Annotated in this window: 12 protein-coding genes and 1 pseudogene; 2 read left to right on the top strand and 11 right to left on the bottom strand. The window is 60.4% G+C overall.

What is annotated here, in order from left to right:
- Positions 1-60 precede the first annotated feature (60 nt).
- Together NMG10_RS12570 and NMG10_RS12575 are read left to right on the top strand one after the other, a co-directional pair.
- Positions 61-1,224 carry an AAA family ATPase gene (locus tag NMG10_RS12570; protein WP_232856346.1) on the top strand — a complete coding sequence of 388 codons (1,164 nt, stop codon included), beginning with the start codon at positions 61-63 and terminating at the stop codon, positions 1,222-1,224.
- Positions 1,225-1,250: 26 nt separating this feature from the next.
- Positions 1,251-1,655, top strand: coding sequence for a hypothetical protein (locus tag NMG10_RS12575; protein ID WP_232856345.1), 405 nt, complete (start codon positions 1,251-1,253; stop codon positions 1,653-1,655).
- A gap of 432 nt (positions 1,656-2,087) precedes the next feature.
- Here the strand turns inward: NMG10_RS12575 and NMG10_RS12580 are convergent.
- From NMG10_RS12580 to gloB, 11 genes and pseudogenes are all read right to left on the bottom strand, one after another.
- Positions 2,088-2,528, bottom strand: a pseudogene (locus NMG10_RS12580) (GNAT family N-acetyltransferase); the annotation flags it as partial.
- Between the two features lie 188 nt (positions 2,529-2,716).
- Entirely contained in the window at positions 2,717-2,986 is a 270-nt protein-coding gene (locus NMG10_RS12585; protein ID WP_011534690.1) for a DUF3077 domain-containing protein, read from the bottom strand.
- Positions 2,987-3,134: 148 nt separating this feature from the next.
- On the bottom strand, positions 3,135-3,380 hold the full coding sequence (locus NMG10_RS12590; RefSeq protein ID WP_011534689.1) for a hypothetical protein: 246 nt from the start codon (positions 3,378-3,380) through the stop codon (positions 3,135-3,137).
- Between the two features lie 273 nt (positions 3,381-3,653).
- The gene (locus NMG10_RS12595) at positions 3,654-5,543 is read right to left on the bottom strand and encodes a P-loop NTPase fold protein (protein WP_254464462.1); all 1,890 of its coding nucleotides are present in this window, start codon (positions 5,541-5,543) and stop codon (positions 3,654-3,656) included.
- 138 nt (positions 5,544-5,681) lie between these two features.
- On the bottom strand, positions 5,682-7,286 hold the full coding sequence (locus NMG10_RS12600; protein WP_254464463.1) for an ABC transporter ATP-binding protein: 1,605 nt from the start codon (positions 7,284-7,286) through the stop codon (positions 5,682-5,684).
- Between the two features lies 1 nt (position 7,287).
- Entirely contained in the window at positions 7,288-8,307 is a 1,020-nt protein-coding gene (locus NMG10_RS12605) for an ABC transporter permease (RefSeq protein WP_254464464.1), read from the bottom strand.
- Position 8,308: 1 nt separating this feature from the next.
- Complete coding sequence (locus NMG10_RS12610; protein ID WP_046854817.1) at positions 8,309-9,382, bottom strand: microcin C ABC transporter permease YejB; 1,074 nt, start codon at positions 9,380-9,382, stop codon at positions 8,309-8,311.
- A 1-nt stretch (position 9,383) separates the two neighbouring features.
- Positions 9,384-11,216, bottom strand: a complete 1,833-nt coding sequence (locus NMG10_RS12615; RefSeq protein ID WP_254464465.1) for an extracellular solute-binding protein — start codon at positions 11,214-11,216, stop codon at positions 9,384-9,386.
- Positions 11,213-13,045 carry an extracellular solute-binding protein gene (locus NMG10_RS12620; RefSeq protein WP_254464466.1) on the bottom strand — a complete coding sequence of 611 codons (1,833 nt, stop codon included), beginning with the start codon at positions 13,043-13,045 and terminating at the stop codon, positions 11,213-11,215. Before NMG10_RS12620 ends, NMG10_RS12615 begins: the two co-directional genes overlap by 4 nt.
- Before the next feature lie 217 nt (positions 13,046-13,262).
- The gene (locus NMG10_RS12625) at positions 13,263-14,690 is read right to left on the bottom strand and encodes a lytic transglycosylase domain-containing protein (protein ID WP_203651896.1); all 1,428 of its coding nucleotides are present in this window, start codon (positions 14,688-14,690) and stop codon (positions 13,263-13,265) included.
- Positions 14,691-14,790: 100 nt separating this feature from the next.
- Positions 14,791-15,570, bottom strand: a complete 780-nt coding sequence (gloB, locus tag NMG10_RS12630; RefSeq protein ID WP_232856340.1) for a hydroxyacylglutathione hydrolase — start codon at positions 15,568-15,570, stop codon at positions 14,791-14,793.
- Positions 15,571-15,632 lie beyond the last annotated feature (62 nt).

The following is a 15,632-nucleotide window of genomic DNA, read 5'->3' on the forward strand; positions in this document are numbered from 1 at the left end:
CTTTACACGGAATTATTCCAGGCCAATAATTATTGGTAACTCATAATTTAGGATAAACCCATGGCTGACATTTTCCTGCGCCCGGAACTGGCGGCCGATATGGCCAGGCAACTGCTCAAGCCCTCTGCACTGGATATCGGCCTGCGTTCCGGGTTGTTCCTGTCCGGCCTGCGCCGGACGGGCAAGACCACCTTCCTCAAGAACGATCTGATCCCGGCCCTGGAGGCACAGGGCGCACTGGTGATCTACGTCGACCTGTGGAGCGACACCCAGACAAGCCCGGTGAAGCTGGTGCTGGCTGCCGTGCGCAAAGCCCTGCACGAATTGCAGACACCGACCTCGTCGTTCATGCAACGTCTCAAGCGCGTGCGTGGCGCCGAGGTGGAGCTGGCCGGTTTCAAGTTCGGTTTCAACCTCGATACCCTGGGTGAGGCAGGCGGCGTGACACTCGCCGAAGCGCTGACCGAAGCGGTGGACCAGGCCAAGGCGACAGTCGTGCTGATCGTCGACGAAGTGCAGCATGCCATCACCACAGAAGACGGGCAGCAGATGATGCTGGCCCTGAAGGCCGCACGTGACGCCATCAACCCAAGGCCCGCGACGCCTGGGCATTTCCTGTTCATCGGCACCGGCTCGCACCGGGCCATGGTCAACGAGCTGACCGCCCGGCGTAACCAGGCGTTTGCCGGCGCCACCAACGTGGCTTATCCGGTGCTGGACGAGGGCTATGTCGCGTTCTGGCTCCAGCGGCTCGCCGCAGATGGCCTCGACAACCTGCCCTCGCTGGAGGTGGCGACCGAAGCGTTCAAGACACTGGGCAGCCGGCCTGAAGAGTTCATCCGTGCCCTGCGTCAGTTGATTCACTCGCCCAGCCTCGGTTCTGGGGCGGATGTGGTGCTGCCGGTGATCGCGGCCACGCTGCGTTCGGCGGCGGCCGACCTGGAACTGATGAAGGTCGAGGAACTGGGCGTGCTGGCCCAGGCCATTTTCGCCCGGATCGCCTCCGTGGATGGCGAGACGCGGGGTGTGTTTTCCAGCGAGGCGGCGGGGGAGTATTCGACGTTCGTGGGGCGTGAAGTGCGGGTGGAGGAGATCCAGCCGGTGGCCAATGAGTTGCTGGCGGCGAACCTGATCATTCGCCGGGGGCATGGCCTGTATGGCGTGACTGATCCGTTCGTGCAGGAAATCTGGCGGGAGCGCCAGGCGATGCTGGGCAAGCGCTGATAGACGTTCAGGGCAGGCGAACACCGATGAAGATCGACTTTGAATTGCTCACATTGCCGGATGACATGTCGGGCTACAACGCGGCGGCCTTTACCGAGGGCCGCCTGAGCATTGAAGTGCAAGGGCAGGTTTTCTTGCAGGTGGAGTACTGCTTGCTGCTCGAATTGGCGAACGTGGTGACGCAATGGTTGAAAGCCGTCGCCACCCATGGGGCTCAGGATTTTTACTACGCCTCGATGGACGAAGAAGAGGAGCCGATCCTCGCGCTGCGCTACTGCCGCGCCAGATCGGTCTTCTCACTATGGTCCTGTTGGGTGGTTTGCGAGTCAGGTCCCGAAGTGACGCTGGAGCAGGCCATCGAATGTTTCGAGCGGTATGTTCATGAGTTGAGGCAGGCAATCGACCAGCGTCTGCAGGCCGTTTTGCCCTGACAACCCATTCAAACCTACGCGCAACCTGTAGGAGCGGCTTTGTGTCGCGAAAGGGCCGCAAAGCGGCCCCCGGTTTCTGATGTGTTGCGAAGAATGGAATGCAGCGTGGGAGCGGGCTTGCCCCGCGATCACCGGCAATGCCGGTGCCAAACACTGCGACGCTCGAATGAACACCCTGCAAGGTTAGCCGAGCGCATGTGAACGGACTCACTCATAACCCATGTTCAGGTTTTGGGCTTGGGTTGCCAATTCATCCATCGCTCCACGACTGGCTTCGTCTCGCTTGTCCTTGTAGGCAATCAGCTCGGAGAACGTGATAGCCCGTTCACCTTCAGCGCTGGAATGGGGGATTGCTCCCTCATCCAGCAGCTTTGCCAGATGCTCGCAAGAAACGTTAATCGCGAGGGCCGCCTCCGTCATGGTCAGCGTGGACTTTTCCATGACAATGGTGCGCTCCACGCCATGGAATTCATCACGAAGCTTCCGATACCCCAACCGCGCGTAGAACCCTTGGGCGGTGATGGATGAAGGAACGCGCAGTGCCATGACACCTGCCCTGATCGCTGCAGCATGAACGGCCTCCATCAACCGTTTGCCGACACCTGTCCGATGATGGATTGGAGCGACGAACACTGTCCTGACAACCTCGCCATCCAGGCTTGCCGTCCCCAGCAATTCGTTTTGGTTGACTGCTACGAATACCATTCGGCTATCGAGCAATGCACTGACCGCCGCAGGTGAAAAGCTCTGCTCGACCTGGGCGATCACCTCTGCCGGGTAATCCTGCGAGTTGGATTCGCGCAATGCCGTGATCACGATGCGGCTGATGGCTTCTGCGTCTTCGCGCTGAGCGCGGCGGATATGACATTCCATGGAGACATCCCGAATTTATGCCCAAAGCTTAGCCGGTGTAGGAGCGGCCTTGCCGAGGCGTCGGACCGGTCGGAAAGGGCTGCGTAGCAGCCCCAGCAATCTTCGCAACACATCAGAAACCTGGGGCCGCTTTGCGGCCCTTTCGCGACACAAGGCCGCTCCTACAGGGTCCGCGTTTACCTGTGAAGTCAGTGCTTCATCCCCAACTCCGCATCATCCATCAGCGCCTTGGCCAGCGCGCTCAGGTAATACGATGCCCAGATCAGCTGAGGCTTTTCCTCCATGATCCCGGTGATGGTCAGGTCGCACACGCAGCCCATCAATTCCGAAGCCTGTTCCCGTGCGTGCTGGCAAGGGATGCCGGGTTCGATGCAGAACAGCGGGTCGGTATGCTTTTCACCCTGGTAGAACTTGGTCTTGCCCACGGTGGTGTGGGGCGTGGTGTCGTCTGTGCTCATGGCTCAATCTCCCTGAAATGATCGGTGCCTGGGCAAGCAGGTAGTCCAGCAATCAGCTACACAACATCTGCCGCGCAGCCACGCCGATCCCCTGTGGGAGCCGGCTTGCCGGCGATGAGGCCAGCCCAGGCAACCTATGGCTAACGCCTTAATGCAACGTCCGAGGCTCCACCTGCGGCATCTGCACCTGAATCAACGCCGACTCGAGCAGCACTCGCAGCGCCTCCATTTCATGCATCGCGGCCATGACCAGGATCGACACGGGCGACTTGGGATGCAGCAGAACAGCCTGATGAGCCACGGTCTGCGCACACAGGGCGTACTCGGTGGCCTGGATGATGGTGTCTTCGAGGGAGTGGTGGTTGTGGGGTGGATCGGGGACGATCTTTAACATGTTGAGCTCCTATATCCCTAAAGGAGCCACCACCGGCCCGCTGTCAAACAGAAGGGTGGCAGCTGTACGTGGGTTGACAGACCGGCGGACATAGGAAGTTCCGGCGCACGCAAGCGTGCCCGCACGTACAGCTACCGTTGAAGGTGCTGCATACCCTAGTACCGTCGCGGCCTGTCAAAGCCGATCGCTGAGTTCAGCGACTTGCTGAGACTAGGGCGATGCCGCACCGACCGCAACGGAAAAAAGGCAGTGAGAGTATGTTTGGGAAATGGACTACAAGGAAGCAGGGAAATCTGATGCCTCTGGGGGTGTTAAGCGTTGATTGCAGCTTTTCAGGTCCTCTAATGCTTTGTTGATTAGCTGAGCTGAGACTTCTTTTAGGCAATGCCCAAACAAACTTTTGGGGCGTGCGGCGGCTTCTTGATCAATAATGTACTTTACAGCGGTGATCCATTGTAATTCTGTATGGATTTCCAGCAGGCCAGAGGCTCTATAGCGCTCTTTGAAGAATTTACAGGCATCGTATAAATCTTCAGGTTTTAGTTTAAATAAGGTGCTGGTAAAAGCCTCTGGCAGGATGCTGCGCAGGATAGGGGTGTCATAATATTCACCGCAGCCATAGCTAGATGTATAGAGGGACTGCGAAAAAGCAGAAGGTGTGGCTTCCAGCTTTGAGAGTAGTCTTTCACCCAAGGAAGGGAGGGTTTCAAGATAAGACTCTCGCTCTTGTTTTCTTAGGTACTCACAGATATCGCGAAATTTTTCATGTTCCCTAGAGAAATAGCACATTCCCAATGCGGATTCATCTTCACGAAATTCGGCAGTTCGGCGAGCGCTGAAGTGGCCTTGTTCGCGAATCGCATCAATGCAAGTAACGGCAGTTTCCGTTATTGATTCAATGCTTTCTTCGAATAGACCGTGCTCTGAAAAAAATATCATCATCCCCACGATGTGTTTTATTTCATGGTGGGCAGTGAATTTCGTATTTTTGAATTGTTGCCAGACTTCGGATGCTAAAGTCGTAAAGTCAGTGTCTGAGTGAGATCTGAAGTTCCATAGCCTAACCCAGTTAGGAGAGGTTTTTGAGACTAGGTATCTGCTGTTTTTTAGGTGGTCGGTAATGGTGCTTGCATCTATAATTCCTTTCCATAAAATATCTATCCATGTGTTTATTTCCAAAAGGAGGTCGTGGCTTTCAAAGTCGGCGTATTTTTCCGAAAGTATAACTGCTAGTGGTTTTTCTTGGGCGGTTGTCTTGTTGTCGCGAGATTTAGATATGGAGTAATTTATCCATTGATCTTTGAGGTTTAGAATGTCGTTTGGGGCCATTTTCCCGTGACGAATCTCGAATGTGAATACAAGAAATAACCTTAGGAAATGAGCCATTAGCTCAGAAGACTGGGTGATATCGTCTGGAAGTCTTTGCTCTAAACGTGAAAATTCCAATATGGCTTGCCGTAAGTGGCGTAGGTTTTTATAGCCTGCTTGGTGATGAATTTCTTTTATCAGCTCTCGGTGAGGCTCGAAGAATTTTTCTAAGCCTGAGTCTTCGATGAATTTATCTAAAGCCTCATCGATTTGGGGAGTGATTTCAAATGTCCTGCCAACTAGTTTTTCTTTGATGAGCTTGTACTTGTCATTTTTATCAAGCTCTTCTTCGTTGGCAATAAGTATTGCTTTGTAGCTCTGGTGCTCTACGAAGTGGTTTATGTAGCCCAATAGGTCTGGTAGGTTTATTGAGCACCGCTCAATGTCGTCGAAGATTAAAGTGAAGCCTGATGTGTTAGTTAAGTATTCAGGAAGGTTCACGCTCGGAATGGAGGCGGTGGCTGAGACATCGTCTTTGCCGTCCGAATCTAAATCAAGTTTTATGGTTGCCTTTAGTGCTCCCTTGAGAACCTTTCCTGCGAGCTCCATTCCTTTTTTTGATAAAACAGGATGGAGCTTTCTGTAGAATTCATATTCAATTGCCGAGAATGAGCTGAGGCCATAGAGACTGATGTACAACTCTTTTGCCTCCTTGTTGTTTAGCTCGCTAATTAGCTTTTCAATGAACCACGTTTTTCCTGAGCCCCAGGCTCCTGTCAGTAGAAGCGCGTAACGGGGAGGAGTGTTTGAGAAACAATAGTCAAGGGCGAATTCGTGAATATGTGAGTTACTCATTCAGGTCTCGCTTAATATGGGGGTTGCAGAGGTTAAGGGTCTCGGATTTTGGTTTTTACGGCGCTCTAATGTCTGGTGTAAGGGTTTTATAGCCTGGTTTTGGTTGTTGGCTAAGAGCTTCATGGCTTTGGGGTAAGTTTAAATTTGAAAATTTAAAAATGCCGCCTCCAACAACTGCCTCGTATACCCATGCTTCGGCTCATGAAAAATAGCCCCCGCATCCCCTTGCTCAACCACCTGCCCATGCTTGATCACCATCAACTGATGACTCAACGCCTTGACCACCGCCAGGTCATGACTGATGAACAGGTAAGTCAGGTTGTACTTAACCTGCAAATTCCGCAAAAGCTCAACCACCTGCCGCTGCACCGTCCGATCCAGCGCCGAGGTCGGCTCATCCAGCAAAATCAGCGCCGGCTTCAACACCAACGCCCGAGCAATCGCAATCCGCTGCCTTTGCCCCCCAGAAAACTCATGGGGATACCGGTGCCGCGTCCTCGGATCCAGCCCCACTTCCTCCAACGCCGCAATAATCGCCGCTTCTTGCTCAGCCGGTGTACCGATCTTGTGAATCCGTAACCCTTCGCCAACGATATCCGCCACACACATGCGCGGGCTCAGGCTGCCAAAGGGATCCTGAAACACCACCTGCATCTCCCGCCGCAGCGGCCGCACTTCCTTCTGATTCAGCCCTTCAAGATTCTGTCCATGGAAGCGAATCCCTCCCTGGCTGGAAATCAACCGCAAGATGGCCAACCCCAAGGTCGACTTGCCCGATCCACTCTCGCCAACGATCCCCAGCGTCTGCCCCCGGGGCAGGCTGAAGTTCACCCCATCCACCGCCTTCACATGGTCCACGGTCCGGCGCAGCAGCCCCTTTTTGATCGGGAACCACACCTTCAGGTCCTTCACCTCCAGCAACGGCGCCCCTTCGGCATTCGCGGCAGGTGCGCCGCTGGGCTCGGCATTGATCAGCATCTGTGTATACGGATGCTGCGGCTTGCTGAACAGCGTGGCGCAGTCGGCCTGCTCGACGATCTTGCCGCACTGCATCACGCACACGCGGTGGGCGATGCGGCGAACCAGGTTGAGGTCGTGGCTGATCAGCAGCAGGGCCATGCCGAGGCGCGCCTGCAGCTCCTTGAGCAGGTCGAGAATCTTCAACTGCACGGTCACGTCGAGCGCCGTGGTGGGCTCGTCAGCGATCAGCAGTTCGGGTTCGTTGGCCAGGGCCATGGCGATCATCACCCGCTGGCGCTGGCCACCGGACAGCTCATGGGGCAGGGCTTTCAGGCGCTTGTGCGGCTCGGGAATGCCGACCAGTTCCAGCAGCTCAAGTGTGCGGGCGGTGGCGGCCTTGCCGGTGAGTCCCTTGTGCAGCAACAGGATCTCGTTGATCTGCTTCTCGATGCTGTGCAGCGGGTTCAGCGAGGTCATCGGCTCCTGGAAGATCATCGCAATGCGGTTGCCGCGAATCCGCTGCATGGGCTTCTCGCCCAGGTGCAGCAGGTCTTTGCCTTCGTAATGGATGGTGCCGGAGGGATGCCGGGCCAGCGGGTAGGGCAGCAGGCGCAAAATCGAATGGGCGGTCACCGACTTGCCCGAGCCGCTTTCGCCGACCAGGGCCAGGGTTTCGCCCTTGCGGATGTCGAAGCTGATGCCGTCGACCACGCGGTTGACCTGCTCGCCAGTGACGAACTCCACCGCCAGGTCGCGGACTTCGATCAGGGTGTCTTGGCTCATGTCATTTCCTCGGGTCAAAGGCGTCGCGGGCGGATTCGCCGATGAATACCAGCAGGCTCAGCATCACCGCCAGCACGGCGAAGGCGCTGATGCCCAGCCACGGGGCTTGCAGGTTGGACTTGCCCTGGGCCACCAGCTCTCCCAGCGACGGGGAACCTGCGGGCAGGCCGAAGCCGAGGAAGTCCAGGGCGGTGAGGGTGCCGATGGCGCCGGTGAGGATGAACGGCATGAAGGTCATGGTCGAGATCATGGCGTTGGGCAGGATGTGGCGGTACATGATCGGGCCGTTGCTCATCCCCAAGGCGCGGGCGGCGCGTACGTATTCGAGGTTGCGCCCGCGCAGGAACTCGGCGCGCACCACATCAACCAGGCTCATCCACGAGAACAGCAGCATGATGCCCAGCAACCACCAGAAGTTGGGCTGCACGAAGCTGGCGAGGATGATCAGCAGGTACAGCACCGGCAGGCCGGACCAGATCTCCAAAAAGCGCTGGCCGGCGAGGTCCACCCAGCCGCCGTAGAAGCCCTGCAAGGCGCCGGCGATCACGCCGACGATGGAGCTGGCGATGGTCAGCGTCAGGGCGAACAGCACCGAGATACGGAAGCCGTAGATCACCCGGGCCAGCACGTCGCGGCCCTGGTCGTCGGTGCCGAGCAGGTTGTCGGTGGAGGGCGGTGCGGGGGCCGGTACTTTCAGGTCATAGTTGATGCTCTGGTAGCTGTAGGGGATCGGCGCCCACAGCACGAAGGCGTCCTTCTTCTCCATCAGCTCGCGGATGTACGGGCTCTTGTAGTTGGCCTCCAGCGGGAACTCGCCGCCAAAGGTCGTCTCCGGGTAGCGCTTGAAGGCGGGGAAGTACCATTCGCCGTCGTAGCGCACGGCAATCGGCTTGTCGTTGGCGATGAACTCGGCGCCCAGGCTCAGCACGAACAGCACCAGGAAGATCCACAGCGACCACCAGCCGCGGCGGTTGGCCTTGAAGCGCTCGAAGCGACGGCGATTGAGGGGGGACAGGGCCATGTCAGTGCTCCCGGCTGGCGAAGTCGATACGTGGATCGACCAGGGTGTAGGTGAGGTCGCCGATCAGCTTCACCACCAGACCAAGCAGGGTGAAGATGAACAAGGTGCCGAACACCACCGGGTAGTCGCGGTTGATCGCCGCCTCGAAACTCATCAGGCCCAGGCCGTCGAGGCTGAAGATCACCTCGATCAGCAAGGAGCCGGTGAAGAAGATGCCGATGAACGCCGAGGGGAAGCCGGCGATCACCAGCAGCATGGCGTTGCGGAACACATGGCCGTAGAGCACGCGGGTGCGGCTCAGGCCCTTGGCCTTGGCGGTGACCACGTACTGCTTGTTGATCTCGTCGAGGAAGCTGTTCTTGGTCAGCAGGGTCATGGTGGCGAAGTTGCCGATCACCAGCGCGGTGATCGGCAGTACCAGGTGCCAGAAGTAGTCGAGCACCTTGCCGGTGGTGGAGAGCTCGTCGAAGTTGTTGGAGGTCAGCCCGCGCAGCGGGAACCAGTCGAAGTAGCTGCCGCCGGCGAACAGCACGATCAGCAGGATGGCGAACAGGAACGCGGGGATGGCGTAGCCGACGATGATCGCCGAGCTGGTCCAGACGTCGAAGTGGCTGCCGTGGCGCACGGCCTTGGCGATCCCCAGGGGGATCGACACCAGGTACATGATCAGCGTGCTCCATAGCCCCAGCGAAATGGACACGGGCATCTTCTCGGCGATCAGGTCGATGACCTTGGCGTCGCGGAAGAAGCTGTTGCCAAAGTCCAGTTGGGCGTAGTTCTTTACCATGATCCACAGCCGTTCGGGCGCCGACTTGTCGAAGCCGTACATGCGCTCGATTTCGGCGATCAGCGCCGGGTCCAGGCCTTGCGCGCCGCGGTAGTTGGAGCCGGCCACCGACACTTCGGCGCCGCCGCCGGCGATGCGGCTGGTGGCGCCTTCGAAGCCTTCGAGCTTGGCGATCATCTGCTCGACCGGGCCGCCGGGGGCGGCCTGGACGATGATGAAGTTGATGATAAGGATGCCGAACAGGGTCGGGATGATCAGCAGCAGGCGCCGCAGGATATAGGCCAGCATGTCAGTTGGCCTCTTCCGCGGCGGGGGCTTCGCTCACGGCAGGCGTGACGTCGGGCTTGATCCACCAGGTGTCGATGCCGATGTCGTACTTGGGCGACACGGCGGGGTGGCCGATGTGGTTCCAGTAGGCCACGCGGGAAGTCTTGATGTGCCAGTTGGGGATCACGTAGTAGCCCCACAGCAGTACCCGGTCCAGGGCACGGCAATGGTCGATCAGGCTCTGCCGGGAGTCAGCGTTGATCAACTGCTCCACCAACTGGTCGATGGCCGGGTCACGCAGGCCGATGAAGTTGCGGCTGCCGGGGTTGTCGGCGGCGGCGCTGTTCCAGTATTCACGCTGCTCGTTGCCGGGCGAGTTCGATTGCGCGAAACCGCCGACGATCATGTCGTAGTCCCGCGAGCGCAGGCGGTTGATGTACTGCGATACATCTACCCGGCGGATCTCGAGGTTGATGCCCAGGTCCGCGAGGTTGCGCTTGAACGGCAGCAGTACGCGCTCGAACTGGGTCTGGGCCAGCAGGAACTCGATGGTCACCGGCTTGCCGTCCTTGTCGACCATCTTGTCGTCGACGATCTTCCAGCCGGCGTCCTGCAGCAGCTTGTAGGCCTGGCGCTGCTGGTCGCGGATCATGCCGCTGCCGTCGGTGACGGGGTTGCGGAAGGCGCCGTTGAACACCTCGTCGGGCACCTTGGCGCGCAGTGGTTCGAGGATCTTCAGCTCGGCGGGCGAGGGCAGGCCGCTGGCGGCCATCTCGGAGTTCTCGAAGTAGCTGCCGGTGCGGGTGTAGGCGCCGTTGAACAGCTGCTTGTTGGTCCATTCGAAGTCCATCAGCAGGCTGATGGCGTGGCGCACGCGGATGTCCTGGAACACGGGTTTGCGCAGGTTGAAGATGAAGCCCTGCATGCCCACCGGGTTGCCGTTGGGGATCTCTTCCTTGATCAGGCGGCCGTCGCGCACGGCGGGCACGTCGTAGGCGGTGGCCCAGTTCTTCGCGCTGACTTCCAGGGCGTAGTCGAACTGGCCGGCCTTGAGGGCTTCGAGGGCGACGGTGTTGTCGCGGTACGAGTCGAAGGTCATCACGTCGAAGTTGTAGAAGCCGCGGTTGATCGGCAGGTCCTTGGCCCAGTAGTCCTTGACCCGCTCGTAGCGGATCGAGCGGCCGGCCTTCACCTCGACGACCTTGTACGGGCCGCTGCCCAGTGGGATCTCCAGGTTGCCGCGGTTGAAGTCACGGCCCTCGTACCAGTGCTTGGGCAGCACCGGCAGCTGGCCGAGGATCAGCGGCAACTCGCGGTTGTTGGTGTGCTTGAACTTGAACAGCACCTTGAGCGGGGCTTCGGCGACCACCTCGGTGACGTCGGCGTAGTACTGGCGGTACAGCGGCGCGCCGTCCTTGATCAGGGCGTTGAAAGTGAACACCACGTCCTCGGCGCGCATCGGCTGGCCGTCGTGGAAGCGTGCTTCGGGGCGCAGGTAGAAGCGCACCCAGCTGTTGTCGGGGGCCTTTTCGATCTTGCCGGCCACCAGGCCGTATTCGGTGAAGGGCTCGTCCAGGCTCTGGCGCATCAGGGTGTCGTAGATGCTGCCGACGTTGTCGGCGGGCACGCCCTTGTTGATGAACGGGTTGAGGCTGTCGAAGCCGCCGAAGCTGGACTGGCGGAAGGTGCCGCCCTTGGGCGCGTCAGGATTGACGTATTCGAAGTGCTTGAAGTTGGCCGGGTATTTTGGCGGCTCGTCGTACAGGGTCAGGGCGTGCTGCGGGGCGGCCACGGCCGGGAGCGTGAGGCAGGCCAGCAACAGGCTGCCGGCCAGGCGGCGCAAGGTGGGCGTCATTTGGCTTTCTCCGAAGTCTTCTTGATCCACCAGCTGTTCAGCCCGAGGGTGTAGGGCGGCGTGGTGACGAAGGCGAACCGGTTGCGGTAGGCCAGGCGGTGATTGTCGAGGTACCAGTTGGGGATCATGTAGTACTGCCATGAGAGCACGCGGTCCAGGGCACGCGCCGCGGCGATCTGGTCATCACGCGTGCGGGCGGCGAGCAGGGTGTCGAGCAGGTGGTCGACCACCGGGTCCTTGACCCCAGCATAGTTCTTGCTGCCCTTGGTGGCGGCTTGGCTCGAGTGGAAATACAGCCACTGTTCGAGGCCCGGGCTCAGGGTCTGGTTCAGGGTCATCAGGATCATGTCGAAATCGAACTGGTCGAGCCGTTGTTTGTACTGGGCGCGGTCGACGGTGCGCAAGCGCGCATCGATGCCGATGCTGGCCAGATTTTCGACATAAGGTTGCAGGATGCGTTCGAGGTTCGGATTCACCAGCAGCAGTTCCATACCGAATTGCTGGCCCTTGCTGTCCACCAGGCGCTGGCCGTTGAGCTTCCAGCCGGCCTGGGCGAACAGCGCCAGGGCCTGGCGCAGGGCCGGGCGGCTGATGCCGCTGCCGTCGGTGTGGCTGACCTGGTAGGGCTGGGTGAACAGCTTCTCGGGCAGTTGGTCGCGGAACGGCTTGAGCAGCAGCCATTCCTTGCCGGTGGGCAGGCCTGTGGCGGTGAAATCACTGTTGGGGTAGTAGCTGGTGGCGCGCCGGTAGGCGCCGTTGAACAGCGCGCGGTTGGTCCACTCGAAATCTAGCATCAGGCCCAGCGCCTGGCGTACCCGCGGGTCGCTGAAGGTGGCGCGGCGGCTGTTCATGAACAGGCCTTGGGTCTGTGTCGGGATCTTGTGCGGGATCTGCGCCTTGATCACCTCACCGCGGCGCACGGCGGGGAAGTTGTAGCCGTTGGCCCAGTTCTTCGCCTGGTGCTCGATGTAGAGGTCGAACTCGCCGGCCTTGAAGGCCTCGAAGGCCACGGTGGCGTCACGGTAGAACTCGTATTCGACGCGCTTGAAGTTGTACTTGCCGCGGTTCACGGCCAGGTCCTTGCCCCAGTAGTCCTTCACCCGCTCGAACACCAGCCGGCGGCCGGGTTGCACCTCGGTGATGCGGTAGGGGCCGCTGCCCAAAGGCGGCTCGAAGGTGGTGGCCTTGAAGTCGCGCTTTTCCCAGTAGTGCCTGGGCAGCACCGGCATCTCGCCCAGGCGCAGGATCAGCAGCGGGTTGCCGGCGCGCTTGAACACGAAGCGGATGCGCAGCGGGCCGAGGATGTCGACCCGGGCCACTTCCTGCAGGTTGGTGCGGTAGATCGGGTGGCCGTCCTTGAGCAGGGTGCGGTAGCTGAAGGCGACATCGGCGGCGGTGATCGGCACGCCGTCGTGGAAGTGCGCCTCGGGGCGCAGGTTGAACACCACCCAACTGCGGTCCTCGCTGTACTCGACGGAGCGGGCGATCAGGCCGTAGCTGGAGGTGGGCTCGTCGCCGGAGGGGTCGTACATGCCGGTGCCGACCATCAGCGGCTCGTTGAGCTCGTTGATGCCGTACTGCAGGAAGTTGGGCGTGGTGACCGGGCTCGAGCCCTTGAAGGTGTAGGGGTTGAGCGTGTCGAAGGTGCCGAAGGCCATGGCCCGCAAGGTGCCGCCTTTGGGGGCTTGCGGATTGACCCAGTCGAAGTGGGTGAAGCTGGCCGGGTACTTGAGCGTGCCGAACTGCGCGTATCCGTGGCTTTCGCTCACCATCGCGACGGCGGGGAAGCTCAAGGCCAGGCTGAGAGACAGCAGGAGGGGACGTATCAAGTCGGCATCCGATCCAGAAGGCGTTGGGCTTGGTTCGGGGTACAGTAACAGCTTGTCTGGAATGGAAAAAGGGTGCGAGCCGGTCAGATGAATGTGGCTGATTGGGGCTGCTTCGCAGCCCTTTCGCGGCACAAGGCCGCTCCTACAGAGTCTGCGTAATCCCTGTAGGAGCGGCCTTGTGCCGCGAAAGGGGCGCGAAGCGCCCCCGGGATTCACATCAACGCGACAGGTAAACGGTCAGCGTCTGCCCCGGCTTGAGCGCATGCCCGCTGCGCGGGTTCCAGCGCTTGAGGTGTTTCATCTCGACGTTGAAACGCTTGGCCACCAGGTAGTACGAGTCGCCCTTGCGCACCTTGTACTGGGTGGAACGCTGCTTGGCATCGGCCACGCGGTTGGCCGCCGCGCTCGGCGCGTTGCCGCCACGCAGGGCCAGCACCTGGCCGACCTTGAGGCTGTTGCCGCGCAGGCTGTTCCAGCGCTGGATGTCCTTGACCGCGACGCGGTTGGCCTTGGCGATGCTGCCCAGGTTGTCGCCGCGCTTGACCCGGTAGCTGCGCGCCGCCGGCGCCTTGGCATCGGCCAGGGCGGCCTGGAACACGGCCTTGTTCGGCTGCAGGGCGACCAGTTCCTCGGGCTTGAGGTTGGACATGCGGTCGCTCAGCAACTGTGCCTTGGCGGTAGGCACCAGCAACTGCTGCGGGCCGTCCACGGTCATGCGCTTCTTGAAGGCGGGGTTGAGCTGGATCAGCTCGTCTTCGTCGATGTCGGCGAAGGCCGCGACGCGCGACAGGTCGAGGCGGTCGTTGATGGCGACGGCTTCGAAATAGGGTTCGTTGGCGATCGGGTTCAGGTTGATCCCGTAGGCGGCCGGGGTGTTGACCACCTGCGACAGGGCCAGCAGCTTGGGCACGTAGTCGCGGGTTTCCTGCGGCAGCGGCAGGTTCCAGTAGTCGGTCGGCAGGCCCAGGCGCTCGTTGCGCTCGATGGCGCGGCTGACGGTGCCTTCGCCGGCATTGTAGGCCGCCAGGGCCAGCAGCCAGTCGCCGTTGAACATGTCGTGCAGGCGGTTCAGGTAGTCCAGCGCCGCATTGGTCGAGGCGGTGACGTCGCGACGGCCATCGTAAAAATTGGTCTGGCGCAGCTTGAAGTGGCGCCCGGTGGACGGGATGAACTGCCACATGCCGGCGGCGTGCGCGCGGGAGTAGGCCATCGGGTTGTAGGCGCTCTCGATGGCCGGCAGCAGGGCCAGTTCCAGCGGCATGTCGCGTTCTTCGAGGCGCTCGACGATGTAGTGCAGGTAGAGGCTGCCGCGCTCGCCGGCGTTCTCGAGGAACGACGGGTTGCTGGCGAACCATAGGCGCTGCTGTTCGATGCGCGGGTTGACGTCCATGCCGTCCTGCAGGGCGAAGCCCTGGCGCATGCGCTCCCAGACGTCCTGGGGCGGCGCTTCCTTGGGCTTGACCACCAGTGGCGCGGGCTTGTGCTTGATCCGCGCCTGGTAGTTGTGCGCGCGAACGCTGTCGGATTCGTCGAGCTGACGGGTGCTCTGGCAGCCGACCAGGGTGGCGGCCAGCGCCAGTGCACTGATCTGTGCCAGTCGCGTCAGGGCGACCGAATGAGCGGTTCTGCGGCTAGGGGAAGACATCGGCTGGAACGGTTATCCGGGCAAAAAAGTTGGGCGATTCTAGAAACCGGCCCCGGCCGGGTCAACCTTTGGGCTTATGTCACGATATATCTTGAGGTTATCAGAACACGTCCTTCCAAGACCTCAAGGCAGCAAAAACAGTGGCTTGGGTGGGGTTGGAATGTCCCTTCCATTCGTCTGCTTTTTGTTTAACGAATGTTTCAGCGGTGCGCAAAAACGGGTTGGTCAGGCGCTCCAGACCTATGGTGGAGGGCAGGCTGATGCGATTGTCGGCGCGCAGGCGGGTAACGTCTTCGAACCGTTGCAGAACGTGCGGGTTTTCCGGTTCCACGGCACGGGCGAAGCGCAGGTTGCTCAGGGTGTATTCGTGGGCGCAGTACACTTCGGTCTCGGCCGGCAGGGCGGCCAGGCGCTGCAGCGAATGGTGCATCTGCTCGGGCGTGCCTTCGAACAGGCGCCCGCATCCGGCGGCGAACAGGGTGTCGCCACTGAACAGTAGCGGCGTGGGCGATTGCGCAGTGTAATAGGCGATGTGCCCCAAGGTGTGGCCGGGCATGGCCATGACCTCGAACCTCAGGCCCAGTGCCTTGACCTGCGCGCCGTCCTCCAGGGCAACGTCGCGGGCCGGGATGCGTTCGCTGGCCGGGCCGTAGACAGTGGCGCTGGTGGCCTGCTTCAGGACTTCGACGCCGCCGACATGGTCATGGTGGTGGTGGGTGACCAGGATCGCCTCCAGCGCCCAGTCTGGATGTTGGCCGAGCCAGGCGAGCACCGGCCCGGCATCGCCGGGATCGACCACTGCGCAGCGGCGATTGGCAGTATCCTGTAACAACCAGATGTAGTTGTCGTTGAAAGCGGGTAGGGCATCGATCTGTATCATGTGCGGATCCGTATCGCCAAGCCTGGACATTGAGGGCATCTTAGCCGCGATGGCGCGGCCGG

Origin of the sequence: Pseudomonas sp. DVZ6 (genome assembly GCF_024259445.1) — a bacterium.
In the GTDB taxonomy this organism is placed as follows: domain Bacteria; phylum Pseudomonadota; class Gammaproteobacteria; order Pseudomonadales; family Pseudomonadaceae; genus Aquipseudomonas; species Aquipseudomonas peradeniyensis.